The 25,421-nt window shown below is 48.6% G+C and carries 22 protein-coding genes; 9 read left to right on the plus strand and 13 right to left on the minus strand.

The window, feature by feature from the left end; genetic code table 11:
• The first annotated feature begins 20 nt into the window (after positions 1 to 20).
• Complete coding sequence (locus H7F15_RS13295; RefSeq protein WP_185197473.1) at positions 21 to 446, plus strand: hypothetical protein; 426 nt, start codon at positions 21 to 23, stop codon at positions 444 to 446.
• Between the two features lie 68 nt (positions 447 to 514).
• On the opposite strand, the gene H7F15_RS13300 is transcribed toward H7F15_RS13295, so the two are convergent.
• Positions 515 to 2,902, minus strand: coding sequence for an endonuclease MutS2 (locus H7F15_RS13300; RefSeq protein ID WP_185197474.1), 2,388 nt, complete (start codon positions 2,900 to 2,902; stop codon positions 515 to 517).
• 166 nt (positions 2,903 to 3,068) lie between these two features.
• On the opposite strand from H7F15_RS13300, the gene H7F15_RS13305 reads away from it, so the two are divergent.
• The 4 genes from H7F15_RS13305 to chrA all read left to right on the plus strand — a co-directional run bounded on the left by H7F15_RS13305 (position 3,069) and on the right by chrA (position 6,139).
• Positions 3,069 to 3,524, plus strand: a complete 456-nt coding sequence (locus H7F15_RS13305) for a YhcH/YjgK/YiaL family protein (RefSeq protein WP_185197475.1) — start codon at positions 3,069 to 3,071, stop codon at positions 3,522 to 3,524.
• A 69-nt stretch (positions 3,525 to 3,593) separates the two neighbouring features.
• A complete protein-coding gene (locus H7F15_RS13310) occupies positions 3,594 to 3,851 on the plus strand; it encodes a hypothetical protein (RefSeq protein WP_185197476.1) in 258 nt (85 codons plus the stop codon).
• Positions 3,852 to 4,166: 315 nt separating this feature from the next.
• The gene (locus H7F15_RS13315) at positions 4,167 to 5,006 is read left to right on the plus strand and encodes a sulfurtransferase (protein ID WP_185197477.1); all 840 of its coding nucleotides are present in this window, start codon (positions 4,167 to 4,169) and stop codon (positions 5,004 to 5,006) included.
• Between the two features lie 5 nt (positions 5,007 to 5,011).
• Complete coding sequence (gene chrA, locus H7F15_RS13320) at positions 5,012 to 6,139, plus strand: chromate efflux transporter (protein ID WP_185197478.1); 1,128 nt, start codon at positions 5,012 to 5,014, stop codon at positions 6,137 to 6,139.
• Positions 6,140 to 6,412: 273 nt separating this feature from the next.
• Here chrA and H7F15_RS13325 read toward each other — a convergent pair whose 3' ends face one another.
• From H7F15_RS13325 to H7F15_RS13345, 5 genes are all read right to left on the minus strand, one after another.
• Positions 6,413 to 6,715 carry a hypothetical protein gene (locus H7F15_RS13325; protein ID WP_221627068.1) on the minus strand — a complete coding sequence of 101 codons (303 nt, stop codon included), beginning with the start codon at positions 6,713 to 6,715 and terminating at the stop codon, positions 6,413 to 6,415.
• A gap of 20 nt (positions 6,716 to 6,735) precedes the next feature.
• Positions 6,736 to 7,545 carry a CPBP family intramembrane glutamic endopeptidase gene (locus tag H7F15_RS13330; protein WP_221627069.1) on the minus strand — a complete coding sequence of 270 codons (810 nt, stop codon included), beginning with the start codon at positions 7,543 to 7,545 and terminating at the stop codon, positions 6,736 to 6,738.
• 155 nt (positions 7,546 to 7,700) lie between these two features.
• Entirely contained in the window at positions 7,701 to 8,579 is an 879-nt protein-coding gene (fabD, locus tag H7F15_RS13335) for an ACP S-malonyltransferase (protein ID WP_185197479.1), read from the minus strand.
• Between the two features lie 132 nt (positions 8,580 to 8,711).
• Positions 8,712 to 9,134 (minus strand): thiol-disulfide oxidoreductase DCC family protein, encoded by a 423-nt coding sequence (locus H7F15_RS13340; protein WP_185197480.1) that lies wholly within the window; start codon positions 9,132 to 9,134, stop codon positions 8,712 to 8,714.
• On the minus strand, positions 9,134 to 11,911 hold the full coding sequence (locus H7F15_RS13345; RefSeq protein WP_255481239.1) for a gliding motility-associated C-terminal domain-containing protein: 2,778 nt from the start codon (positions 11,909 to 11,911) through the stop codon (positions 9,134 to 9,136). Before H7F15_RS13345 ends, H7F15_RS13340 begins: the two co-directional genes overlap by 1 nt.
• 372 nt (positions 11,912 to 12,283) lie before the next feature.
• On the opposite strand from H7F15_RS13345, the gene H7F15_RS13350 reads away from it, so the two are divergent.
• The 4 genes from H7F15_RS13350 (at position 12,284) to H7F15_RS13365 (ending at position 16,457) form a co-directional block, all read left to right on the plus strand.
• Positions 12,284 to 12,958: a succinate dehydrogenase cytochrome b subunit gene (locus H7F15_RS13350; RefSeq protein ID WP_185197481.1), complete on the plus strand. Its 675-nt coding sequence runs from the start codon at positions 12,284 to 12,286 to the stop codon at positions 12,956 to 12,958.
• Between the two features lie 21 nt (positions 12,959 to 12,979).
• Positions 12,980 to 14,914, plus strand: a complete 1,935-nt coding sequence (locus H7F15_RS13355; protein WP_185197482.1) for a fumarate reductase/succinate dehydrogenase flavoprotein subunit — start codon at positions 12,980 to 12,982, stop codon at positions 14,912 to 14,914.
• A gap of 120 nt (positions 14,915 to 15,034) precedes the next feature.
• The gene (locus H7F15_RS13360; RefSeq protein WP_185197580.1) at positions 15,035 to 15,790 is read left to right on the plus strand and encodes a succinate dehydrogenase/fumarate reductase iron-sulfur subunit; all 756 of its coding nucleotides are present in this window, start codon (positions 15,035 to 15,037) and stop codon (positions 15,788 to 15,790) included.
• A gap of 142 nt (positions 15,791 to 15,932) precedes the next feature.
• The gene (locus tag H7F15_RS13365; protein ID WP_185197483.1) at positions 15,933 to 16,457 is read left to right on the plus strand and encodes an NADPH-dependent FMN reductase; all 525 of its coding nucleotides are present in this window, start codon (positions 15,933 to 15,935) and stop codon (positions 16,455 to 16,457) included.
• Between the two features lie 267 nt (positions 16,458 to 16,724).
• Here H7F15_RS13365 and ftsZ read toward each other — a convergent pair whose 3' ends face one another.
• The 7 genes from ftsZ to murD form a co-directional block, all read right to left on the minus strand.
• Positions 16,725 to 18,260: a cell division protein FtsZ gene (gene ftsZ, locus H7F15_RS13370; protein ID WP_255481240.1), complete on the minus strand. Its 1,536-nt coding sequence runs from the start codon at positions 18,258 to 18,260 to the stop codon at positions 16,725 to 16,727.
• Positions 18,261 to 18,286: 26 nt separating this feature from the next.
• Positions 18,287 to 19,594, minus strand: coding sequence for a cell division protein FtsA (gene ftsA / locus H7F15_RS13375; protein ID WP_185197484.1), 1,308 nt, complete (start codon positions 19,592 to 19,594; stop codon positions 18,287 to 18,289).
• Between the two features lie 10 nt (positions 19,595 to 19,604).
• On the minus strand, positions 19,605 to 20,252 hold the full coding sequence (locus tag H7F15_RS13380) for a cell division protein FtsQ/DivIB (protein ID WP_370523726.1): 648 nt from the start codon (positions 20,250 to 20,252) through the stop codon (positions 19,605 to 19,607).
• A gap of 115 nt (positions 20,253 to 20,367) precedes the next feature.
• Positions 20,368 to 21,762, minus strand: coding sequence for a UDP-N-acetylmuramate--L-alanine ligase (murC, locus tag H7F15_RS13385; protein ID WP_185197486.1), 1,395 nt, complete (start codon positions 21,760 to 21,762; stop codon positions 20,368 to 20,370).
• Entirely contained in the window at positions 21,759 to 22,871 is a 1,113-nt protein-coding gene (gene murG / locus H7F15_RS13390) for an undecaprenyldiphospho-muramoylpentapeptide beta-N-acetylglucosaminyltransferase (protein ID WP_185197487.1), read from the minus strand. The genes murC and murG overlap by 4 nt, the downstream gene beginning before the upstream one ends.
• Positions 22,864 to 24,027: an FtsW/RodA/SpoVE family cell cycle protein gene (locus H7F15_RS13395; protein WP_185197488.1), complete on the minus strand. Its 1,164-nt coding sequence runs from the start codon at positions 24,025 to 24,027 to the stop codon at positions 22,864 to 22,866. Before H7F15_RS13395 ends, murG begins: the two co-directional genes overlap by 8 nt.
• Before the next feature lie 24 nt (positions 24,028 to 24,051).
• Positions 24,052 to 25,398: a UDP-N-acetylmuramoyl-L-alanine--D-glutamate ligase gene (gene murD / locus H7F15_RS13400; RefSeq protein ID WP_185197489.1), complete on the minus strand. Its 1,347-nt coding sequence runs from the start codon at positions 25,396 to 25,398 to the stop codon at positions 24,052 to 24,054.
• Between the last annotated feature and the right edge of the window lie 23 nt (positions 25,399 to 25,421).

Here is a 25,421-nt window from a genome sequence, read left to right on the forward strand (position 1 = left end):
TTAAACTAAACAGACCGGCTATGAACAAACTACATTTACGCTACCTGCTGTGCGCTGTGCTGCTACCACTCTTTCTGGTAAGCTGCGGCAACGACGATGACGACGACCCTGCCGATAATGTCTCTCCGAACGTAGCGCTGCTAACTGCCGGCGTATGGACGGGCGATGCCATTATTATTGAAGGAGAAGATGTGACGGATGAGATATTGGAAGACCAGGAATTTGACTTTAGGCTGTACACCACCGAATTTGAGCGCGACGGTACCTACAATGAAAGTTATGATGGCGATACCCAGGTTGATGGTAAATGGGAATTCCAGAACGATGAACGGATTATCGTGTTTGAAAAGGGCACAGCCACCGAGTATTATGTGGTAGTGGCTAAACTGGATGAAGACGAATTCTTTTACGTGCAGGAGGGAGTAGAATTCCGCTTTGTGCGCTAACCCAAACTATAGCTAACAAAAAAGGCTCCCTTTCAGGAGCCTTTTTTGTTAGCTATAGTTTATAGTTGCTATTTCAGCACGGCCAGCGTAGCGCCATCGCCGCCGCGTTCTTCGGCTTCGCTGCCCAGGCTGGCTACTTCCGGCACCGAGTACAGGTAATCGCGCACTACCTGCCGCAGTATACCATTCCCGCGGCCATGAATGATCTTGATCTCCGGGATGCCCAGCATAATGGCTTCGTCAGTAAAGTTCATCACTTTGGTCAAGGCATCTTCGGCATATTCTCCGCGAACATCCAGCGTGCTTCCGAAATCAGCCATGCGCTGCGTGATGTTCATGCCACGGGTATAACCTTCTTCTGCTTTCTTCTGCTTTTTGGTTTGGGCTTCGGCACGCTCCAGGTTATCAATTTTAACTATAGTTTTAAGTCCTCCGAAAAGTACCTCCGCAGTTTTGCCTTTTACACTTACGATCTGGCCTACGGAATCCTGCCCTACCAATGCTACTGTATCTCCTTCTTTTAGCGGGCCACCTGCAGCAAAACGCTTATGTGCCGGACGTGGCTCTTCTTTGCGCACCTGCTCGTTGGCAAAAGTTTCGAGTTCGCGGCGGGCTTCTTTGGTCTTTTCTTTCTCGGCCTGGCTTTGCTTTATCTGTTGTATAGTTGCTTCAATTTTCTGGTTGGCATCTTTTAACAGCAGCTTGGCTTTGCCTTTGGCTTCGCGCATCACGTCCTGCTTGCTTTCTTCCAGGAAATTCTTCAGGTCGTTGTACTCTTTTACATTGCGCTTCAGCTTCTGCTCCAGTTTGGTTGCCTCGGCCAGTTTTTTCTCCAGTTCCTGCTTTTCGGTTTCCAGCTCTTCCAGCAAGCGGTCGTAACGGATCTTGTCTTTACCAACCAGGCTGCTGGCCTTGTCAACTATAGCTTTCGGCAAACCAATTTTACGGGCAATTTCGATGGCAAACGACGAGCCTGGTTTACCAATCTCGAGCTGGTAAAGCGGCGCCAGGTTTTTGTGGTCGTAGCGCATGGCTCCGTTTACAATGCCCGGCGTCTTTTCGGCAAAGTTTTTCAGGTTGGTATAGTGCGTGGTTATCACACCGTATACTTTGCTGTTATTCAGCGTCTGCAACACGGCTTCGGCAATGGCACCACCCAGCACCGGCTCTGTACCTGTACCAAATTCGTCAATCAGCACCAGGCTTTTGCTGTCCGCAACCGTCACAAATTTTTTCATGTTGGTCAGGTGCGAACTATAGGTACTCAGGTCGTTCTCAATCGATTGCTCATCCCCGATATCAATAAAGATGTCATGAAAGATACCCGCTTCAGAGCCATCTTCTACCGGAATCAGCATACCCGTTTGCAGCATATATTGCACCAGGCCCACCGTTTTTAAGCTCACCGATTTACCACCAGCGTTTGGCCCTGATATCAGCAGAATACGCTGGTCACGGTTCAGTTCCAGGTCCATTGGCACGGTTGGCTTACCCAACTGCCGGTGCGACAAATAAAGTAATGGGTGCACGGCTTGTTTCCAGGCGATGTGCGGATGCTTATGCAGCGTTGGCATGGTAGCCTCAACACGGCGCGCAAAAGCTGCTTTGGCCCGGATAAAGTCCAGCAGACCCAAATACTGGTAAGCCTTACGCAGCTCCGGAATATGGTGGCGCAATGTGTTGGTCAGGCCAGTCAGAATACGAATAAGTTCACGGTGATAGGCGTTCTCCAGGTCTTTGATGTCGTTGTTCAGTCCGAAAATAGACTCCGGCTCGATGTAAACAGTTTGTCCGGTATTCGACTCGTCGTGAATCAGACCTTTAACCCGGCGCTTGTGCTCGGCTATAACCGGTATAACCAAACGGCCGCCGCGTATAGTTGGCTCTGCATCGTCGGGAGTCCAGCCTTCGTTTTTGGCGTGGCGGATGATGGAGCTGATGGTTTTACGAAGGGCACCCTGCTGTGCAATCAGGTCGCGTTTCAGGCGTTGTAGTTCGGGTGTGGCATCGTCGCGCACGGCACCGGCATCATCCACCACTTTATCCAGAGCAGCTATCAGTGCACGCTCTACGGTCACGTCGGCGCCTAAGGCTTTCAGGGCTTCAAACTTCCCTTCTTCGGTGCCCGAAATAAAACGCTGTGAATCGCGGATTGTACGCAACGACATCTTGATCTCGAAGAACTGCACCACATCCAGAAAAGTACCCGGAATAGCAGCTCTGTCGAGCGCAGCCGTTACGTCGAAATAATGGCTCAGCGGAATTTCGGCGTCGGATTCCAGCAGTTGTTTAAATTCATTTGTTTGTTGTAACAGTCGCTGCACCAGGTCGTGGCGGTTCAGGAACTGCATGCGGTTTACGAACTGGCGGCCCAGCGGACTTAAGCAAAGCTCAGACAGCATTTCACGCACTTGCGCAAACCCGATCTTTATTTCAAAATTTTCTGGATAGATCAATGGATATCTCTTAATTTAAGGCAAATTTAGCATTTTATAACAAGTATAAACGGGTGTTTCGTTCGCTGAAAGACAGAAGATTTCAGATGTTAGACAACAGGCTCTTTTTATCCTTGTTTCCAATACCATTCATAATTATTAATTCATAATTCGTAATTAAACCACCATGGTTCTCGATAAACTCTCCAACGCCGACCGTTACGTATGCATGCACCCGCTTTTTGCGCAGGCTTTTAAATTTTTACAGGAAACAGATTTGGCAACTATAGAAACCGGCGTGCACGAAATAGAAGGCAAAAAACTGTTTGCTATCGTCTCAGAAGCGGCTGGTGTAACCAAAGACAACTATAAACTGGAAGTGCACCGCAAGTACATCGACATACAGTACGTGATCTCGGGCACCGACCACATGGGCTGGAAAGACTTCGCTCTTTGCGACGAACCCAACGACCCTTATAACGAGGAACGCGAAGCCGCTTTTTTCCCGGACAAAACCGATAACTGGTTTGATGTGCCAGCTGGCTCCTTCACCATCTTTTACCCGGATGATGCCCACGCGGCCATGGTTACCGGCGAGCGTGTGGTAAGAAAGGTGGTGCTTAAGATTGCGGTGGAGGGATAGTTATACTCCGTACATAGTGCAGATAAACGTATGTTTACTGTTATCCAATAGTTATGTTCAATTTAAAGTATGAAGAGATACGAAACTTCTGAATTTCGAATTGATGAAACTGGAATTGCGCTTCTTCGAAGTAAGTTTCCCTACAGAAGGCTTTCTTTTCATGAGATTGAAGAGCTACAGATTCGAAAATCGAATGTGGTAAATAACCATATTGTAGTTCTCATTATGGGAATAGCCTTGATTGCAGCGGGACTTTACATCGGTGAGATTTTTGGTCCTATAAACATTTCCAGTCCCAAGTTAGGTTATAAAGGGGAAAGGCATTAGGCTACTTTATATTTATGATTGTAGGTTTCTTTTGCTTTGGTGGTATACTAATCTACAATTCATTGAGGAAGGATTTTGTACTTGTAATCAGAGCAGACATGTTCAAAAAATCGTACCCTCTTACGGAGTTAAGAAAAAGAAGAGAACTTGACAGCTTCTTGATGGAAATAAGGGAAGTAGTAGGGAATAAGCTAACAATGCTGACAAGAGAACTTATATAGAATAAAACTTAACATAACCACACCTTTACGGTAGCTGTGCCACCGCAAAACCAAGCCGTTAATAAAGAATCTCTGTCTTTTTCAACTATAGCCAATGCTCCCAATCATTAAACCTCAGCAACTGGTAGCCATTTATCCGGATAAAAACCTGATACTGATAGATGCCCGAACCGGCCCGCAGGCAAAGCAGAACTATAGTTCGGAACACCTGGCCGGGGCGCTCTTTGTTGACCTGGAAATTGACTTAGCACAGAAGTCAGCTGACCCAGCAAATGGTGGGCGTCACCCGCTACCACCTATCAGCGAATTTGCAAAGTTGTTGGGTGAGCTGGGCATAACGCCAGAGAGCCATGTAGTGGTGTATGATGATAAAAATGGGGCTAATGCTGCTGCGCGCTTCTGGTGGATGTTGCGTGCCATTGGGCATACAAATGTGCAGGTGCTGGATGGTGGTTACCAGGCTGCGCTGGCTGCCGGCGTGCCTGTAAACTCAGGTGAGGAGGCAACTATAAAACAACCCCCTTACCCCTATACTACCTGGCAACTACCCACAGCAACTATAGCCGAAGTAGCGCAGGCTGTTCAAAACCCCGATGCTGTGGTTATTGATGTACGCGAAGCCGCCCGCTACCGAGGCGAAACCGAACCTATAGATTTAATAGCCGGCCACATTCCCGGTGCGGTGAACATTCCGTTTGCAGGCAATCTTGCAGCTGACGGTACTTTTCTACCTTCTGAAGTCCTGCAACGCAACTATAAACAAGCACTTGGCAACCGCACCGCTACTGATGTGATAGTGCATTGTGGCTCCGGCGTTACGGCCTGTCATACCATACTGGCCATGGAGCAGGCTGGTCTGGGCATTCCAAAATTATACGTAGGCTCCTGGAGCGAATGGTCGAGAAATGACAGGCCAATTGCTACTGAACTATAGTTGAAATGAGTACAGAATTAAGAGAGCTTACCAGGCTTTTCCTGAAGCTGGGATTTATAGCCTTTGGCGGACCAGCAGCGCACATTGCCATGATGCAGGATGAAGTGGTGGTGAAACGAAAATGGATGAGCGAGCAGCACTTCCTGGACCTGATCGGCGCTACCAACCTCATTCCCGGCCCAAACAGTACCGAGCTTGCCATCCATATCGGCTACGACCGTGCCGGCTGGCGTGGTTTGCTGGTAGCTGGGCTTTGCTTTATCCTTCCGGCTGTTTTTATAACCGGTTGTTTTGCCTGGCTCTACAAAACGTATGGGCAGCTGCCGCAACTACAGCCTTACCTCTACGGCATTAAGCCCGCCATTATCGCCATTATATTGGCCGCTGTTTTCCCGCTGGCTAAAAAGTCGCTGAAGTCGGTTTGGCTGGGTGTGATTGGTGCGGCAGCCCTGGTGCTGGCTATAGTTGGCGTAAGCGAGATCTATGTGATGTTTGGAGCAGGTTTTGTCGCGCTGTTGTTGGCCTATTTCCGGAATAAAAACAAGTCGGTACCAATCCATAGTTTTTCACTTCTCTCTTTTGTTCAGGCGACTGGCACCGTGCTTCAGGCGGTAAGCAATACCAAGCTTTTCCTGATTTTCCTGAAGATCGGGGCGATACTTTATGGCAGCGGCTATGTGCTTTTTGCATTTCTGGATACCGAACTGGTTGCAACCGGCCTGTTAACAAGGCAGCAGCTGATCGACGCCATTGCGGTCGGGCAGTTTACACCGGGGCCAGTCTTCTCGTCGGTTACGTTTGTGGGATACCAGTTAAATGGCTGGGCAGGCGCAGCTGTGGCAACTATAGGTATCTTTTTGCCCTCGTTTGTGTTTGTAGCCTTACTCAAGCCCGTTGTAAAGTACATGCGAAATTCTGCACTGATGGCAGCTTTCCTGGATGCCGTAAATGTGGCTTCGGTGGCCGTTATAGTTGCCGTTTGCGTGGAGATGGGCCGAGAAACTATAACCGACTGGCGAACTATAGTTATCGCCATCCTCAGCATTGCCATCACCTTCGGCTTCCGGAAAGTGAACAGTGCATTGATTGTAATAGGTGGCGCCTTGCTGGGTTACCTGCTAACTTTAATCTGATTCAACTATAGCTCGATTACGAACAAGCCTCCTCTCATGCCGCCAGTTTGAGCGTAGCGGCAACTGGTGGGTAGGTTTGGCAGCCAGTTTGTAACTGGCGAAACTATAGTTCTACATTAAATACCGGTTACAAACTGGCTCTAGGTACAGCCAAAAGTTACGCTAACGCTAAACTTGCGGCATACTAACTATAGCGGCCAGAGGCCGCAGAATAACTCACACTCGCGGGACGCGAGCGAGGGCACTATGGTGAACTATAGTTTAGCTTCCCAACTATAGTATTTCGACGGGTTTATCAATCAGCAGTGCTGCATCCGTATAGTTATCATCCGGAAAGAATTCCCCGCTGATCTTAAGTATAGCAAACAGGTGATTTCGTAAAGATCCTTGTCTTATAGTTTCTCCTTTCAGTGCGTCCTGGGTCAGGTGCAGCGCCAGATCAGCGAGTAACAACCGGCGTTTCTCGGTCCACTCCGGCGTATCTTTGTAGACAGCTTCATTCGAGTAAAAGGATTCTACTTTTGCATGGGCTTCATCTACCAGCTTCAGCACTTCTTTGCGGTTCTCCAGGTTCATAGTTTATAGTTGGTAGAAGATTAAGCAGCTATTTCAGGGGTTGCCTTCAGTTGCATTTCACTTGGGGCCTCTGATGGCTTCCTGTTCCGGAGCAACAGGTAAACTATCGGGAAGATCAATGCCGTAGTACCAATGCTTACCCATTCGTAAACTACTCCGTCCTGCAGCTGCTCAACCTGCCACACGCCCTGCCCGTTAAAGCCGAACATGGCCCGGTACATCATGTTAGCGCCCCAGTGTATGCCAATTGCCATCCAGATTGTGCCAGTCTTTACCACCGTATAAGCCAGCGAAATTCCAAGTACGGCCGAGAAAATGAAATTGGTTATCGTTATGCCTTCGTTCCAGGAATCATCCAGCGCATAAACTATAGTTGTGAAAAGGATGTAGAAAGCCATCAGGTTGTTTTTCCTGAAATATGGTAGCCAGTAACCTCTGCAAATCACATCATTTATCGCCGAAGCCAGCAGCATCCCAAACAAGGCCTGCGCTAACATAGGCACAATGTAGCTGGCCTCCATCAGGCCGGTTACTTCAAATTTACCCATAAGGTAAAACGCCAGGTATTTGAGCGACCAGTTCAAAAAACCAATTACAAAACCGATCATCAGAAACGTAAACCAGCCCTTTTGCAACTGCAAACCAAAATCGGTCAGTCCTTTTAGTTTTAAAACATACCGGGCAAACAGGTGCGCCACCACGTAAAACCCAACAGCATAAGCCAGCCAGGGCAGCACATCCAGCGTAATCAGTCTGGGGATGAGATTGAAGTACAGATCGAGCAGCAGGAACCCGACGATCCAGAGCAGCAGATGGCCCTTATTTTTCATAGTGGTAGTGTTAGCTTTTGCAGCAAATGTAATGGTTTATAGTTGATCTCCAAGTAGTGCAAACCATAGCACTTAAACTATAAAACTATAGCGCATAAAAAAGTCCTTCCTGCACCAGGTCAGGAAGGACTTTTCAGATGATACTAAATTATAGTTTACTCTGCAGAGCTTACTTCAGCTGTGCGCTCGATCTTTTTCACCAGGCCTTGTAATACCTTGCCCGGGCCACATTCTACAAAATGCGTAGCGCCGTCGGCAATCATTTGCTGTACCGACTGTGTCCAGCGAACCGGGGCGGTTAATTGTTTGATCAGGTTTTCTTTGATCTCGGCCGGATCTGTGTGTGGCATGGCATCTACGTTCTGGTAAACCGGGCAGATACCTTTGCTGAACGTTGTTTCATTGATGGCTTTGGCCAGTTCTTCTTCAGCCGGCTTCATCAGTGGCGAGTGGAAGGCACCACCAACCGGCAGCGGCAACGCACGCTTCGCTCCTGCTTCCTTCATCTTCTCGCAGGCGATCTCAATACCTTTATTTGAGCCGGAAATTACCAACTGACCCGGGCAGTTATAGTTAGCTGCAACAACAATTTCATCAATTGAAGCGCAGATCTCTTCCACTTTCTCATCTTCCAGGCCAAGTATAGCGGCCATAGTTGACGGGTTTGCTTCGCAGGCTGCCTGCATGGCCAACGCTCTTTTAGATACCAGTCTCAGACCGTCTTCAAAGCTCAACACTTTGCTTGCCACCAGCGCCGAAAACTCACCCAGCGAGTGACCAGCCACCATATCCGGTGCAAAATCTTTGGCAACTGCTGCTTGTGCTACCGAGTGCAGGAAAATAGCCGGCTGGGTAACTTTGGTTTGCTTCAGCTCCTCGTCGGTACCGTTAAACATGATCTCGGTGATGTTGAACCCCAGGATCTCGTTTGCTTTGTCAAACAGTTGTTTTGCTACTTCGTGCTGTTCGTACAGGTCTTTGCCCATACCTACAAACTGAGAACCCTGTCCCGGGAAAACGTATGCCTTTTTCATTCTTAAATCGTTAATCGTTATTCGTTGATCGTTCTAAGGTTAAATTGTTAAAGGCTAAATTGTAAAATGGTGGTCTAAACTATAGTTTGTACTATACCAGAACAACAATTCGACAATCAACAATTTAACAATCTAATTTATAAACCTGGCCCGCTGGTGTGGCTCCGGAAACATACAGGCTTCGCGGCGGCCGGCAATTTTGTAGCGGTGCCGGGCTATAAAACTATAGATTTTATCGCGGAAAGATACTGGAATAAACCTGAAATAAGAAAACAGCGACCACGGAAACTTAAGATGGCGGGTAATACGGAGGGCTGCTTCGGAAGCGGAATATAGTTTACCATGCTCGTAAAACAAGACGGCGTCGGGTAGCGGATCCGGCACCTGGGCTGCTGGTACAAGCTGCTCCAACACGCCACTCTGCAGCGGGGCAAAGTACAGGTTCTGCTGCTTATTATACTTTAAAACCAGCTGCACGCTGGACTGGCAAAAGCCGCAGGAGCCATCATAAAACACGATCGCTTTGTCCTGCAGCTTTTCCCGGTCAGTTTGCATTAGCGTACAATCTCTACCCAGCCTTTATACTTTTTAGAGGCATTGGCCGGATCTATGGAGAAGAACTCAACCTGGGCTTCGTAATAATAGATACCATCCGTCAGGCGGTTGCCATCCGAGTCGGTGCCCGGCCAGTTTATATCCTTGTCGTTGCCTTCAAAAACCTTCACGCCCCAGCGGTTAAATACAGTGAACTTAACCGACCGGATGAACCTGGCCTTCTTGTCAGGACGGAACACATCGTTCAGGTTATCGCCATTCGGAGTGATGATGTTCGGCAGCATGAAGAAGAAGCAGTTGTCCTTGCACACTTCGTTGCTGAACTCACTTTCAATATCATTTACATCGGTGGCAGTAACCACATAGCAACCTGCAAACGACTCCAGCCCGGTATGGGTATAGGTCGTGATGTTGCCCGGAACCTGTGCCAGTTCGGTATAGTCTGTCTGGCCCGGCCCTTTAAAGTAAATGGTGTAATGCTTTATCTCATCACTGCAGTCGCCGGTTATCTGCGGCACCCAGTTCAGAACGTTCTGGTACGGCGGATCGGTCGGGTTCGCCAAAAAAGCATCGCAATTCAACTGGTCTATCGTCAGCTCCGGCGGACACACCAGCTTAGGCAACAGGGCACATACTTCCTGGCTCTTGTTCAGCAGTGGGTCCTTCACATCTGCCAGCTGGTACGTACCGCTGGTTTCCACATAATAGCAATAGGTTTTACCACGCTCCAGTGGCGCAGCCTGCGTTCCTGTATCTGTAAAGGTGCCGCTTGTTGTGGAGCCATTGGCTTCTGCAATTTTCACATACGCTCCGCCGGTACTCTCGCGCCTGAAGATGGCATGTGGCTGCAGATCGTTGCGCCAAGGCACATTGTAAGTCCAGTTCAGCGTAATGGCTTTGTTTTCACCTTCTAATGGCGTTACATTCAGGAACACACTCGATGCCGAGGTGCTGTCACGGAATACTGTAGGTGGTCCGGCTGTAGTAGCCGACTGGTAAAACTCCAGTTTATAGCGGTATGATTTTTCCAGCGTGTTCAGTCCCTGGTCTACATGCGTGGTATCGTTCAGGCCAAAGGATTTGATAAAGGTATAGGTACCATTTACCTGCTGCCCTTCCTTGCGGTACAGGCGGTACTGGAATGGCGGTATCAGCTTATCAGTTTTGCGCGGCTTGGTCCAGACAACCCGGATGCTGCCGTTGGTAGCGCTGGTGCTGAGTACGGTCACATTAGTCAGGTACGGAATATCCTGGTCAATTTTAATGCAGACCTCCTCGCTGGCAATGCTTTCGCCACGCCCCGGGGCCGGGAAACGGGCATAAATGATGTAGCAGTACTCCACACCTTCCTTCAGGCCGGCACCCTTGTTATTATCCGTAAAAGTTGTTGGCCAGCTTCCATCTTTTGCTTTGCCCACCTCCCCTATAAGTACATAGCCTGTGCTGGACGGAACACCTGTCTGGCATTCGTCAGGAACAAAGTTAGAAGGGCCTTCGCGCCTGTAAATGCGCATCACTTCGGCATTCTGGCATATATAAGGGTTCCAGGTCAGGGTAACAGAGCGGTCGCCGCCTTCGGCACGCAGGTTTTGTGGTGGCGGCCCCACTACCCGGATATTCCAGGGCTGCAGGTCAGCGAGTTTCACCTGATTGGATCCTTTCACGTCCTCTGCTTTAAAAATAACCTGGTATGGTCTCTCGCGCACATCGTTGCATTCTGTAGCCCACGTTAAGCGGCCAGTAGCAGAGCCGGGCTCATTTGTCAGTTTAGTAAAAACAGCAGGCGGTATGATACCACTGGTAGCTGTAAGGGTTATCCGGTCATTATCCGGGTCTGTAGCCCTTACTACACCGGTAAATGTTGTACCGGCAATTACGCAGGTATCCAGCGGTTCCAGCTTTGGCGGGTTGTTCGGCGTGTCCTTTACAATAATCTGCATGTCGCGTACTACTTCGCCAAGCTTTATGACACCGCCATTTCGGGCTACGCGCCACTCTTCTACTACAAAGGCCACGTTGTATTCCCCTGCCATACAGGGCGCATCCCACACCAGCTGTCCGTCTTCAATATCCAGGGTAAAAATGGAGGCTGTGGTGCCCTCCGAGTTATTACAGTTAAATGTACGGTTGGGCAAACTATAGCCTGGCACCGGCACAATGTTACCGGCAGCATCTTTCCGGAGCGGTACTCTCAATTTAAAGGCAAGGCTGTCACCGTCGCGGTCGTAGGCACCGGGGTTATGTACCCATACTTTGCCTACAGCGGCTATATCTATAGGCGCAACTGTAAGTACCGGCGTACTGTTAAAGCCGCGTAGCGAGCTGATATTTATAGTAGTGGTGATCAGAAAGGAATGCTGGTCGGTGGGTCCGGTCATGTTCAGGATACCGGCATTCCGGTTTATACCGTTCCATGATACAGTGTAAGTACCATCAGCGCTGTAAGTGTATTCCCATCTGTAAACGTTCTTGTCGGTGTTGTTCCCGATATTAGGACCACGGCTCGCGCCTGTTTCCCTGGTTACGGTCACCACATTTCCATCCCCCATCGACATTTCCACTTCAGGGTGGTCGGCCAGCGAGGTGGCATCCATGTAGATGATCATGGTAAAGAAGAAGCGGCGCGGATTAGGGTTAGCAGTCGTATCGCGCTTAGCCGTAATGTCTCCGGCTCTGATGTGTGTAGCCTGTGCCTCCGTAAGTGAACCCAACAGCAATATCAACACCCACAACAAACTACCCGGCAACAGGTACCTTAAGCGTAAAGAATTTGGCATATAGGTAGGGTTAGGCAGTAAACAAAGGTATAACTTTAACTTAAAATATCAGTTTTTGTTGCTTATTATACTACAATACTTCTGGCCGGAGGCCTGTCTGGAACACATCGTTGCGCCGCAAACAACTCCTGAAGCTGTGTGTTATTAATGGTACACTGCCACTTAGTACTCTTATACGGTTACAAATGCATTTCGCCGCACTGCTTTTGGAGCAATTTTCACCCGTAAAACCACCCCCGGGCTATTTATATGGCCAATTTACAGCCGGCAATTTAGATTAATTCAAAATTTGATATTAAATTGTTTTATACAGGGTGCGCGTGTACCTTTGAGAATTAAAAAGCTTCATTATTTAACCTATAACAAATACAGATGAATTGGTTTACTAAAACGTTTTCCAGTACAATCGGGCGCAAGATCATCATGTCGATCACGGGTCTTTTCCTCTGCTCTTTCCTGGTGGTGCACCTGGCTGGTAACCTCACGCTTTTTTACAAAGATGGTGGCGAGGCGTTTAATATTTACTCCCATTTTATGGCGAATAACATGCTTATCCGCATCATGGAGATCGTACTGGTGTTAGGGTTCGTGTTCCACATCTACGATGCGGTAGTACTGACTCGCCGCAACAAGGCTGCTCGCCCTGTAGGCTACTATAACAGCCACCCGGAGCAGAACAGCACCTGGTCTTCCCGTAACATGGGTCTGCTGGGCACGGTAATTCTGGTGTTTTTGCTGGTGCACCTGTGGAACTTCTTCGTTCCTGCCCGATTCGGCGAATTGGAAGGTGTTCCGAACGCAGACTACCTGAACCTGTACAGCGAAGTAGTGCTGGCCTTTAAAAACCCGATCTATGTGGCACTTTATGTGATCGCCATGGTGGCACTTGCTTACCACCTGATCCACGGTTTCCAGAGTGCTTTCCAGTCGCTGGGCCTTAATCACAAAAAGTATACGCCGTTTATCCAGAAGTTTGGCTACGCTTTCTCAGTGCTCATTTGCCTGGGCTTTGCCGCTATTCCGCTTTACTTCTTTTTCTTCGTGTAACATCCAGATTCTATAGTTTATATGATATTAGATTCTAAAATCCCGGAAGGCCCATTGGCCGAAAAATGGGACAAGCATAAATTTAATGTGAAGCTGGTAAACCCGGCCAACAAACGTAAATACGATATTATAGTAGTAGGAACCGGTCTTGCCGGTGCATCTGCTGCTGCAACCCTTGGCGAGCTGGGCTACAACGTAAAAGCATTCTGCTTCCAGGACTCTCCGCGCCGTGCGCACTCTATTGCAGCGCAGGGTGGTATAAACGCTGCTAAAAACTACCAGAACGACGGCGACTCTATTTTCCGCCTGTTCTACGATACTATTAAAGGTGGCGACTACCGTGCCCGTGAGGCCAACGTGTACCGCCTGGCGCAGGTATCTGTTAACATCATTGACCAGTGCGTGGCACAGGGTGTTCCTTTTGCGCGTGAGTACGGCGGCCTGCTGGCTAACCGCTCATTTGGTGGTGCTCAGGTGTCCCGTACGTTCTACGCCCGTGGCCAGACCGGACAGCAGCTGTTGTTAGGTGCTTATTCAGCGCTTAACCGCCAGATTGCTTATGGTAAAGTAAAAATGTACCCACGTACCGAAATGCTTGACCTGGTAATGGTAGATGGCAAGGCACGCGGTATAGTGGTACGTAACCTGATCACAGGTAAAATTGAATCGCACAGTGCGCACGCGGTTGTGCTGGCAACAGGTGGTTACGGTAACGTATTCTTCCTGTCAACTAACGCGATGGGTTCTAACGCAACAGCAGCCTGGAGAGCACACAAAAAAGGTGCTTTGTTCGCTAACCCTTGCTTTACCCAGATTCACCCGACCTGTATCCCGGTTTCCGGCGACTATCAGTCTAAACTGACGCTGATGTCAGAATCGCTGCGTAACGATGGCCGTGTGTGGGTACCTAAAACTGTTGAGATTGCCCAGCGCCTGCGTAAAGGCGAGATCACAGTAAACGACATTAAAGAAGAAGACCGCGATTACTACCTGGAGCGCAAATACCCTGCCTTTGGTAACCTAGTACCGCGCGACGTGGCATCACGTAACGCCAAACTGGTTTGCGACGAAGGACGTGGTGTAGGCTCTTCCGGCCTTGCCGTTTTCCTTGACTTTGCAGATGCTATCAAGCGTGATGGTCAGGCTACAGTGGCTGCCAAGTATGGTAACCTGTTCGAGATGTATGAGAAGATCACGGACGAGAACCCGTACGAAAGACCAATGCGTATTTACCCGGCTGTACACTATACCATGGGTGGCCTTTGGGTAGACTATAACCTGATGACAAACATCCCTGGCCTGTACGCTACCGGCGAGTGTAATTTCTCTGACCACGGTGCGAACCGCCTGGGTGCTTCTGCGTTGATGCAGGGCCTTGCTGACGGTTACTTCGTAATTCCTTACACAATCGGCGATTACCTGGCGCAGAACCCAACTACAAAAGTTACAACTGACCACCCTGCCTTTAAAGAGGCAGAGCAGGCTGTTATCGCGAAGAACAACCAGCTGCTTTCTATCAATGGTACCCGCACTGTTGATGATTTCCATAAAGCACTTGGCTTGCTGATGTGGGATTACTGCGGAATGGCCCGTACTGCGGAAGGCCTTCAGTTCGCGAAACAGGAGATCCGTAAGCTGCGCGATGAGTTCTGGAGAGATGTGAAAGTTGTTGGTGTAAACGAAGAACTGAACATCACTTTAGAGAAAGCGAACCGTGTAGCCGACTTCCTGGAACTTGGTGAACTGATGGTAGACGATGCGCTGCACAGAAACGAGTCGTGCGGTGGTCACTTCCGTGAAGAATACCAGACACCTGAGAACGAAGCCCTGCGTGACGATGAGAACTTTGCCTATGTTGCTGCCTGGGAGTTTACAGGCGTTGGCAACGAGCCGGTACTTCATAAAGAAGAACTGAAGTTCGAGAACGTGAAGCTAACACAGCGTAGCTATAAATAATGAATAATTAATAATTAAGAATGAATAGAGTCTGAAACAGACGATTCGTAATTCTTAATTCGTAATTCTTAATTCGTAATTAATAAAGAAATGGCTGGAAGTAATCCAAATGCTAAACCAATGGACCTGACACTAAAGGTTTGGCGCCAAAAAAATAGAGAAGCAGCAGGTGCTATGGTAACATACCCTGTTAAAGGTATCTCCCCGGATATGTCGTTCCTGGAGATGCTGGATGTACTGAACGAAGACCTGCTGCGCCGCGGCGAAGACCCGATCGCATTCGACCACGATTGCCGTGAAGGTATCTGCGGTATGTGCAGCCTGTATATCAATGGTCGCCCACATGGCCCGGAGCGCGGTACTACTACGTGCCAACTGCACATGCGCCACTTCAACGATGGAGATACTATATCGATAGAGCCTTGGAGAGCAGCTGCTTTCCCGGTGCATAAAGACCTTGTAGTGGATCGTTCAGCGTTCGACCGTATTCAGCAGGCGGGTGGTTATATCTCTGTAAACACAGGCGGTGTACCAGATGCAAATGCAATTCCTATTGGCAAATCAATTGCTGATAAGGCGTTTGACGCGGCTACCTGTATCGGTTGCGGTGCGTGCGTGGCGGCCTGTAAAAACTCATCAGCTATGCTGTTTGTGAGTGCGAAGGTATCGCAGCTGGCTATGTTGCCTCAGGGTAAAACAGAGCGCAAAACGCGTGCTGAGAACATGGTAAGCCAGATGGATGTTGAAGGCTTTGGTGCCTGCTCTAACACAGGAGCCTGCGCGGCAGAATGCCCGGTAGGTATCTCTTTGGAGAACATTGCCATCCTGAACAGAGAGTATCTGAGCGCAAAAGCTACATCAGAGCATGTTGCCTAAGGCTATCTGATAAATATGAAAAGCGGAGCAGCAATGTTCCGCTTTTTTGTTTTATAGCCATTACTTTCTAATATTGTTCCCTTAACTATTTTACAACTTTACATCCTTACGCCTGTTAAAGGGGTAAATCCACCTTCGCACCATGATCACATTAATTTCAGGCACCAACAGACCTGAATCCAACAGCATTGCTATCGTAAACCTATACGCTTCGCTTTTAGAACAGCATGGCGCAGCTTACCAAATCCTTGACCTGGCCCAGCTTCCGGCGGACTTTATATTCACGGCGTTGTACAAGAATACCGGTAAGAACGAGCAGTTTAATAAGCTGGCCTCTATGGTGGCAAATGCTGATAAGTTCGTGTTTGTGGTGCCGGAATATAACTCCTCTTTCCCGGGTGTGCTGAAAGCCTTTATTGACGGGCTGGAGTACCCCAACACCTTCCAGCATAAGAAAGGAGCGCTGATCGGGCTATCGTCGGGGATGCAGGGCAGCGGCCTGTCGTTAAGCCACTTGTCGGATGTACTGAACTACCTGGGTATGCATGTAATGGCCATGCGCCTGAAACTGGCTCATATCGAAAAGAATTTTGATGGAACACAGCTCACCAACAAACTATACCAAGAGCTGCTGGAGCAGCATGTAGAGCAGTTATTGAAGTTCTGACAGGTCTGCTATAGTTGCTATAGTTTTGCCCGCTATGGCTGTCTTACAACGCTCTCCAAACATTTATACAAGTTCTGAAATCATATCTTGTGAGGGCTAAACTATAGTTTAAAACAAAGGTATTACGGAGATATAGTAGTAGCATATTACGCCGTCAACTATAGTTCAACTATAGTTTATAAGTATTATACATTTTGCCAACTATAGCCCTATAAAGCAAAAAAGGCTGCCAAATTCGGCAGCCTTTTTTATAGCAGGGAAATGATATTAGTCTACGTTATCGTGCAGGAAGCTATTGTTTCCTAAGATCTCGTTGTCATCGTTCAGGTTGAAGCGGGAAATGCTGCGCTCTGAAGAATGTGTCACTGATTCCAACGCAACATTACGACGAAGGTAGGCCGGTACTTCCAGCTTCTCTTTTATCGCTTCTGAGGTGTTTTCAGTACTTAGTCTGCGCAGGCGCTCGCGGCGCTCTTCCTGCTTGCGTCTCATCAGTTCACGCTCTTCTGCTTCCTGAATAGCACGTTCATCTGCCTTAGGGGCAAAAAAGCTGTCAGTTGTATCAGCTGCATTCAGATCAAACACAATGCGGTTTGGCTGTTGTGGTTGCTCTACCGGTCTGCGCATTTCGTACTGAGGAGCAGGTGCTGGTGCCGGAGCTGGTGCAGGCATTGGAGCAGGAGCAGGTGCCTGTGCTACCGGAGCCGGCGCTACTACCTGCTTTGGAACAAATGTAGTTACTTCTACAACTTCTGGCTTGGCAGCTGCAACTTCAATTTTTTTTTCGCTTTCCAGATCAAAAACTGTCTTCTTTGGCTCCATCAGGTTATCGCTGTTGCTGGCAAAGCCTGTTGCAATAACGGTAACGCGGATGCTCTGGCCCAATGTAGAGTCGATGCCATGACCGAAGATCACTTCAGCTTCCTGGCCGGCTTTATCCTGGATGTATTCGGTGATCTCAGTCAGTTCGTCCATCTCCAGCTCAGCCTGCTCACCAGACATGATAGAAAGAAGGATCTTCTGAGCACCGTGAATATCTGTATTGTTCAATAAAGGAGAAGATAACGCTTCTTCAGCAGCACGCAGCGCACGGCCTTCGCCTTCGGTTATCGCAGAACCCATCACTGCGGCACCGGAGTCTTTCATAACCGTTTTCACGTCTTCAAAGTCAACGTTCACTTCAGCAGTAACTGTAATTATCTCCGCTATAGATTTAGCGGCAGTCGTTAACACGTTATCTGCTTTTGCAAAAGCCTCACGGATGGTCAGGTTACCAAACATCTCGCGCAGCTTGTCATTCAGGATCACCAGGATCGTGTCGCAGTTCTCGCTCAGCTCACGAACGCCGTCTTCAGCAGCCTGCTTTTTCTTGCGTCCTTCAAAACCAAAAGGAGCTGTAACGATACCTACGGTAAGGATACCAAGCTCTTTGGCAACTTTTGCAATAACAGGAGCAGCACCAGTACCAGTACCACCACCCATACCAGCCGTGATAAACACCATTTTAGTATCGGTGCTCAGCATTTCACGGATCTCTTCTTTGCTCTCTAAGGCAGCCTGACGGCCTTTTTCAGGGTTTGCTCCGGCACCTAAACCTTCTGTCAGGTTCTGGCCGATGGCAAGCTTGGTAGGAACGCCACTGCTTTTCAGGGCCTGTGCATCGGTGTTGCAGATAATGAACTCTACGTCTTTGATGCCCTGGCTATACATATGGTTTACAGCGTTGCTGCCACCGCCCCCTACGCCAATCACTTTGATGATGGACTTACTGCTTGACGGTAAGTCGAAAGTGTACATGCTCATGCTTATTTCTCCTGCTCTGTTATGGGTTAATAACTTTGTTTGTTGTTGTCTATGTCATCCGACAGCAGCCCCTTGATCATGCTGATCAGGCCGCCACCTTCCTTGTTGCCGGCTTTTGCGGCCGGTTTCTGGTATTCTTTTCGCTCCGGCACTTCTTCAATGCGTTCTGCACCGCGCTGGTCAATGGAATGATATCCTGCCAGCACCAAGCCTACGCTGGTAGCGTACATTGGGCTCTTTACTGCATCAATTTTCGATTTGCCCAGGTGCTCGTTCGGATAACCGATGCGGGTATCCATGCCGGAGATGTACTCCACTAACTGCACCAGATTCTGCAACTGAGCTCCACCACCTGTAATAACTATACCTGCTGCCAGGCTGCTGGCATAACCTGATCTCACGATCTCTGCATACACCAGTTCTACTATCTCTTCCATTCTTGCCTCAATAATATAGGCAAGGTTCTTCAAAGATATCTCTTTTGGTGTTCTGTCGCGCAGGCCAGGTATCGAAACTATTTCGTTTTCGGAGGCTTCGTCGGCAATGGCCTTGCCAAACTTTACTTTCAGCTGCTCTGCCTGGTTCTGCATTACCATGCAGCCTTGCTTGATATCGGAAGTGATGATATTACCACCGAAAGGTAGAACTGCTGTGTGACGAATAATATTGTCTTTAAAGATGGCAATATCAGTGGTGCCGCCGCCAATATCTACCAGTGCCACGCCTGCTTCTTTCTCTTCCTCGCTCAGTACCGACATGCATGATGCCAGCGGCTCCAGGATAAGCTGATCCATTACCAGACCGGCACGCTGAATGCACTTGCTGATGTTGTTGATGGCATTTGTCTGGGCAGTGATGATGTGGAAGTCACCTTCCAGACGAACACCGGACATCCCTACCGGGTCAACTATACCTTCTTCGTAGTCTACCTTGTATTCCTGCGGCATCACATGGATGATCTCGCTCCCAGGCGGTATCACCAGGCGGTACATGTCGTTGGTGAGACGCTTTACATCCTCTACTGTAATCTCGTTATCAGCTACCTGGCGCGTAATGCTACCATTGTGCTGCAGGCTTTTGATATGCTGACCGGCTATCCCAACGTTCACAATGCCGATGTTGATATCTGCCTGTGCCTCTGCCTGCTTCACTGCTTTCACGATCGCTTCCACCGTTTTATCGATGTTGCTTACCATGCCGCGTACCACACCTTCGGATGCGGCTTTACCCATACCCAGGATCTCCAGCTTACCAAACTCGTTTCTCCGACCTACAAGTGCGCAAACTTTGGTTGTGCCAATGTCCAAGCCTACTACTATTTTGTCGTTCTGCATATCTGTATATTTATTCGCAAATAATCTGTTCTTCGTACTCTACATTCACTCTTTTATATTTGTCCCAGCCCATTACAGGTAGCACTTCTTTATAAAAGATCATCAGTTTCCTGAACTTCTGCTCCAGGTTTACCGGCTTTCCAAACTCTATGGTATGGTCGCCTACCTGCGGCAGAAACGAAACTTTACCCTTGCCATCTATGTGCATCTGGGCTAACTGGGCTTTCCAGAACTGGTCGTTCTCAATGAACTGCAGTAAGGAAAGATAGGCCTGTCCGGTCGAATCCTGAAAAAACTCCTGGTTCAATGGTTTTAAATTCGCCGACCTGGTAATTGGGATCACACGAGCGGTGTATCTGTCGGAAAGAGGCAGGATATGCCCTTCTACATCAACGTATACGTCCTGATTTGCTTGTATAACTCTTGCTATAGGCCTGTTCTGTTTTACTTCTACTTTGATATTGCCCTGCAGGTCCCGGTACACATCCGCATCTGCCACAAATTTATGCGACTCGATCCGCTTTTCCAGGTTTTTCAGGTCAATGCTTTTATTGGGTAAGCCTTCCAAACCACGCTCTCCCTCACGGGTCAGCAGGGCTTTAATTTCCTTATCACCAATAAAGTAATTATTGTACTCATTACCAATATTTATTGACACTTTTTTACATACTTTTTCATTTTGCCTTGAAGCTGAAAAACCTGCGAGCGTGCCAATTGTAACGATGCTACAACCTGCAAAAATTAAAGATTTTATTTTACTATTCAAGCCCATACTACACTTTTTCTAAAATATTTTTGATAGGCTGCACTAAGGTATCAATATCTCCGGCTCCAACGGTTGCCAACACGTCAAAATCAAGGTTTAGAGCCAAATTATCCACAATTTCGGCTTTGGTTATCAACGATTTTGCCGGGCACGAAATCCGTTCCAACAGCATCTCTGAGGTTACTCCCGGTATAGGTTTCTCACGGGCCGGATAAATATCCAGCAATACCACTTCATCGGCCCTGCTCAGGCTCTCTGCAAACCCCTCTGCGAAGTCGCGGGTGCGCGTGAACAAGTGCGGCTGAAATATCACTTTAATCCGTTTGTCCGGGTAAAGTGCGCGCACCGATTTCATAAAGGCATCGATCTCTTTCGGGTGATGCGCATAGTCGTCGATGTAGACTTTTTCCTTGCCTTCATACACAAACTCAAAGCGGCGCTTTACCCCTTTGTAGTCCTGCACTCCACTACGTATCTGCTCCACAGGCACTTGCAGAATCTGAGCTACCAGTATGGCTGCCAGCGCATTCTCGGCATTATGAAAACCAGGCACTCCCAGCGCCAGCGAACCTATGTTACCGAAGGGGCTTTTTATGTCGAAATTAAACCAGCGTCCTTCAATGCTAAGATTCTGAATACAAGCATCTCCGGCATCAAAACTATAGTTTACTACCTGCACGCCCGGCTGTATATGCGCCGTTAGCCGCGGGTCTATTTTGCTGTTGATGAACAGGTAACCGCCCGGCTTTATCTGGCTGATGAATTTCTGGAATGTGCGGATCAACTCTTCGCCGTCGCCATAAATATCCAGGTGGTCCGGGTCTGCGGACGTAACTATAGCAATGTCCGGGTAAAGAGTCAGGAACGAACGATCGTATTCATCAGCTTCCACAACTACCAATTCCTGTTCCTGCTCGCCTTTGCTTATAAGCAGGTTAGAATTGATGTTCGTAGCAATCCCACCCAAAAACGCTGAAGCATCTACGCCGGCATGGTGCAGCAACTGCGTTACCATCGAAGACGTGGTAGTTTTGCCATGCGTGCCGGCCACGGCAATTGTATAGGCATTAGCCGTAATGATGCCCAGTACTTCGGAGCGTTTTTTTATAGTATAGCCCTGTTCTTTCAGGTAATTCCACTCCGCATGCTCGGCAGGAATGGCTGGGGTAAGAACCACCAATGTATTTTCCTTGTCCCCTAAAATCTCCTGTGGCAGGTTAGCAATAGCATCCTCATAATGCACCTTTATGCCTTCCTTCTCCAGTGCCTGGGTAAGCGGGGTACGGGTTCTGTCGTATCCCCAAACCGGAAAACCTTTTGCATGGAACCACCGGGCAATCGCGCTCATACCAATGCCGCCAATGCCTAAGAAGTAGATATACTTATAGTCTTCCAGTCTCACTTTATCAACTTTACAAGTTCGTTCACAATATCGGCAGCCGCGTTTGGGCGAGCCATTTTAGCTATATTCTGCGCCAGGCGTTTCTGCTCCTGCTCGTCGTTAGCCAGTGCTATAGTTACCGGAAGCAGGTTCTGAGCTGCTTCAACATCACGTACCAGAATAGCTGCATGCTGCTGCACCAGGGCCATGGCGTTTTTCGTCTGATGATCTTCAGCAACATTCGGCGATGGTACCAGGATGCATGGTTTAGCTGCCAGGCATAATTCTGAAATAGATAGTGCTCCGGCTCTGGAAACTACCACATCGGCAGCCGCATAAGCCAGGTCCATACGCTTAATAAAATCAAAGGCACGAACGCCCTTATCGGTATAGTTCTGCTCCAGCTCTTTAGCGGTAGCATAAAATCCTTTTCCTGTCTGCCAGATCAGCTGAAAACCTGCTTCAGCAATTTGTTCCAGGCCGGCGGCTATACTCTGGTTTATAGTTCGGGCGCCTAAGCTTCCGCCAATCACCAGGATCGTTTTCTTTTCAGATGTCAGGCCAAAGTGCAGTAGCGCTTCTCTCCTTTTCTCCGTCACATTCAGTATATCTTGGCGCACCGGGTTACCGGTCAGCACAAGTTTATCGGCCGGAAAGAAGCTCTCCATGTTCTCGTAAGCCACACACACCTTTGCAACACGCTTGGCCAGCAGTTTATTGGTAATACCGGCATAGGAATTCTGCTCCTGGATAAGGGCTGGAATACCCTGCGCAGTAGCCGCATACAATAGCGGACCACTGGCGTAACCACCCACACCCACTACCGCGTCTGGTTTAAAATCCTTTATGATCTTATGCGATGCACGCACACTCGACAACACTTTAAGCGGGAACGACAGGTTATCCAATGTCAGTCGGCGCTGCAGTCCACTTATCCAGAGGCCTACAATTTTGTAGCCAGCTTCTGGCACGCGTGTCATCTCCATACGGCCTTTGGCACCCACAAACAGTATCTCCGAATCAGGGCTGATGGCCTTGATCTGGTTGGCAATGGCCACAGCCGGGTAAATATGCCCGCCGGTGCCCCCACCGCTGATAATGATGCGATATGGTCTGTGAGACTTAGGCATGTGCCGGAATTTTAGCGTTTATATCAGGTGCGCCTACGGCAGCACGTGTAACTTCTCTGTCGGTGCGGCTCACACTCAGGATGATACCCAGCGAAAGGCCGGTAAAGATCAGCGATGTACCACCCATACTTAAAAGCGGCAGTGGCAGACCTGTGATCGGGCCCAGTCCAACAGCTACCCCCATGTTTATCATTCCCTGAATAACCAGACTAAAGCTCAGGCCTGCCGAAAGCAATCCGCCAAATGCGCCTGTACTGTTTACCACCGTAACCATGCCTCTATAGAGTAACGCCAGGTACAAAAACAGCACCGCTGCACCGCCCCAAAGGCCATATTCTTCTATAATGATCGCAAAAATAAAATCTGAGTAAGGGTGCGGCAGAATATCGCGCTGGTCGCTGTTCCCCGGGCCCTTCCCCACCACGCCACCGGTTGCAATGGCGATATAGGATTGCTCCAACTGAAACGGTGTTTCCGATTTATCTAAAAATGCCTCGACACGACTAACGGCCGTGCCCAAACGCTGACCAACTGCCAGCGCACCGCCACCTACAATGATCACAATGAAAAACACCGTCATCAGGTACTTGAAAGGTACACGGCCGATAAACATCAGCAGCATACAGGTAGCAAAAAGCAGTATAGCTGTTGAAGTGTTCGTCAAGGCAATCAGGGCACAAATGGCCACCGTCCAGATCAGCATCGGTACCAGCGTTTTTCGCCAGTCTTTTACCTGTAGCTGAACCTTCGCCAACATACTTGCCAGGTAAGAGATCAGGGCCAGCTTTGCCAAATCCGAAGGCTGGAAAGTCTGGTTGATAACCGGGATCGTGATCCAGCGGGACGCATCGTTGATGTTGGAACCCCAGAAGAAAGCAAACAGCAGCAAGGGAACCGAAATGATAAGGGCTACCAACGATAGTCGGGAGTAATATCTATAGTTGATCTTATGCGCCGCCCACATACACGCAAGCCCCACAAAAATCAGGGAAGAGTGCTTCAGCAGGAAGTACTCTGTGTTTCCGTCGTATGATTTATAAGCAAGCGTACCTGTAGCCGAATACACCACCGCCACGCTTATCAGCGAGAACATCAAGACGATACCCCATAAAACGGGATCACCCTGCAGGTTTTTCTGTAACCACTGCTTTACCATACCTTTGGCTAAAAATTGTGTCTCTTACTTCTCTAAAACTATTTTCTCAACGGCCTCTTTAAAGCGCTCGCCCCTGTGCTCATAATTGTTGAACAGGTCGAAGCTGGCACAAGCCGGTGACAACAGCACCACATCGCCGGGCACTGCCAGTAATTTGGCCATGCGCACAGCATATTCTATCGAGTCTGTTTCGGCAATGATTGGCACCACTTTGTTAAAAGAGCGCTCCAGTTTTTTGTTATCCTTGCCCAGGCAGATCAGCACTTTCACTTTTTCGCGGGCCAGTGGCTCCAGCGTACTATAGTCGTTGCCTTTATCCACACCGCCGGCAATCCAAATGATCGGCTGTTTGATGCCTTCCAGCGCGTACCAAACTGCTTCCACGTTAGTGGCTTTGGAGTCGTTGATGTAACTCACATCTTTGGCTACACCTACCAATTGCAAACGATGGTCAGCATTCCGGAATGTTTCCAGCGCCTTAACTATAGTTTCATCCGGCACCTGCAGCAACTTGGCTACTGCCACAGCCGCCATGGTATTGTACTGGTTATGCTTCCCGATCAGGCTCGACTTCGACGTATCTATAGTTGCTTCTGATGTTCCAAGGGCTAATGCTATAGTTGAGCCTTGGTATGTTACTTTTGCATTTGCTGCCCCTTCCAGCGAAAACGGTATAGTTGTACCGCCAAAGGCAGCCGAATCAAATGCTTTCAGAATATTCTGATCATCTGCATTGTAAATAAAATAATCGCTTCCGGTCATATTCTGCGCTACGCGCATTTTTGAGGCCGCATAGTTATCCATACTATAGCCGTAGCGGTCTAAATGGTCGGGCGTGATGTTCAGCAGCACTGCAATGTGCGCTTTAAACTGGTACATATTGTCCAGCTGAAAGCTGCTCAGTTCCACTACATAGTAATCGTGCTTATCGTCGATCACTTTCTCGGCCAGGCTCTCGCCTATGTTACCGGCCAATCCCACATTCAGACCAGCACTTTTTAGCAAGTGATAGGTCAGCAGCGTGGTCGTAGTTTTGCCGTTGGTGCCTGTAATGCAGATAAATTTTGCATTGGTATAGCGGCCTGCAAACTCTATCTCAGAGATGACCGGAATCTGCTTTTTGGCTGCTTCCTGTATAATTGCAGCTTTATCAGGAATGCCAGGACTTTTAATGATCTCGTTAGCATCTAATATCTTGGTTAGGGTGTGTGTACCTTCTTCAAAAGGAATAGCAGCAGTTGCCAGTTTGGCCTTATACTCGTCTTTGATCTGCCCCATATCCGACACAAACACCTCAAGCCCTTTGGCCTGTGCCAGTAATGCGGCTCCAACGCCACTTTCTCCCGCTCCAAGTATTGCTATTTTTTTCATAGTTATTAGTTGTTGGTTATTGG

The organism is Pontibacter sp. Tf4, from assembly GCF_014212495.1.
Taxonomy (GTDB): Bacteria; Bacteroidota; Bacteroidia; order Cytophagales; family Hymenobacteraceae; genus Pontibacter.

What these genes read in the sequence shown, in the direction of transcription:
- H7F15_RS13365 (WP_185197483.1), top strand. Translation starts at nt 15,933, where the DNA reads ATGATCACATTAATTTCAGGCACCAACAGACCTGAATCCAACAGCATT.
- fabD (WP_185197479.1), bottom strand. Translation starts at nt 8,579, where the DNA reads ATGAAAAAGGCATACGTTTTCCCGGGACAGGGTTCTCAGTTTGTAGGT.
- H7F15_RS13345 (WP_255481239.1), bottom strand. Translation starts at nt 11,911, where the DNA reads ATGCCAAATTCTTTACGCTTAAGGTACCTGTTGCCGGGTAGTTTGTTG.
- chrA (WP_185197478.1), top strand. Translation starts at nt 5,012, where the DNA reads ATGAGTACAGAATTAAGAGAGCTTACCAGGCTTTTCCTGAAGCTGGGA.
- H7F15_RS13340 (WP_185197480.1), bottom strand. Translation starts at nt 9,134, where the DNA reads ATGCAAACTGACCGGGAAAAGCTGCAGGACAAAGCGATCGTGTTTTAT.
- H7F15_RS13395 (WP_185197488.1), bottom strand. Translation starts at nt 24,027, where the DNA reads ATGGTAAAGCAGTGGTTACAGAAAAACCTGCAGGGTGATCCCGTTTTA.
- H7F15_RS13350 (WP_185197481.1), top strand. Translation starts at nt 12,284, where the DNA reads ATGAATTGGTTTACTAAAACGTTTTCCAGTACAATCGGGCGCAAGATC.
- H7F15_RS13315 (WP_185197477.1), top strand. Translation starts at nt 4,167, where the DNA reads ATGCTCCCAATCATTAAACCTCAGCAACTGGTAGCCATTTATCCGGAT.
- H7F15_RS13325 (WP_221627068.1), bottom strand. Translation starts at nt 6,715, where the DNA reads ATGAACCTGGAGAACCGCAAAGAAGTGCTGAAGCTGGTAGATGAAGCC.
- H7F15_RS13360 (WP_185197580.1), top strand. Translation starts at nt 15,035, where the DNA reads ATGGACCTGACACTAAAGGTTTGGCGCCAAAAAAATAGAGAAGCAGCA.
- ftsA (WP_185197484.1), bottom strand. Translation starts at nt 19,594, where the DNA reads ATGCAGAACGACAAAATAGTAGTAGGCTTGGACATTGGCACAACCAAA.
- murD (WP_185197489.1), bottom strand. Translation starts at nt 25,398, where the DNA reads ATGAAAAAAATAGCAATACTTGGAGCGGGAGAAAGTGGCGTTGGAGCC.
- H7F15_RS13305 (WP_185197475.1), top strand. Translation starts at nt 3,069, where the DNA reads ATGGTTCTCGATAAACTCTCCAACGCCGACCGTTACGTATGCATGCAC.
- ftsZ (WP_255481240.1), bottom strand. Translation starts at nt 18,260, where the DNA reads ATGAGCATGTACACTTTCGACTTACCGTCAAGCAGTAAGTCCATCATC.
- murG (WP_185197487.1), bottom strand. Translation starts at nt 22,871, where the DNA reads ATGCCTAAGTCTCACAGACCATATCGCATCATTATCAGCGGTGGGGGC.
- H7F15_RS13330 (WP_221627069.1), bottom strand. Translation starts at nt 7,545, where the DNA reads ATGAAAAATAAGGGCCATCTGCTGCTCTGGATCGTCGGGTTCCTGCTG.
- H7F15_RS13310 (WP_185197476.1), top strand. Translation starts at nt 3,594, where the DNA reads ATGAAGAGATACGAAACTTCTGAATTTCGAATTGATGAAACTGGAATT.
- H7F15_RS13355 (WP_185197482.1), top strand. Translation starts at nt 12,980, where the DNA reads ATGATATTAGATTCTAAAATCCCGGAAGGCCCATTGGCCGAAAAATGG.
- H7F15_RS13295 (WP_185197473.1), top strand. Translation starts at nt 21, where the DNA reads ATGAACAAACTACATTTACGCTACCTGCTGTGCGCTGTGCTGCTACCA.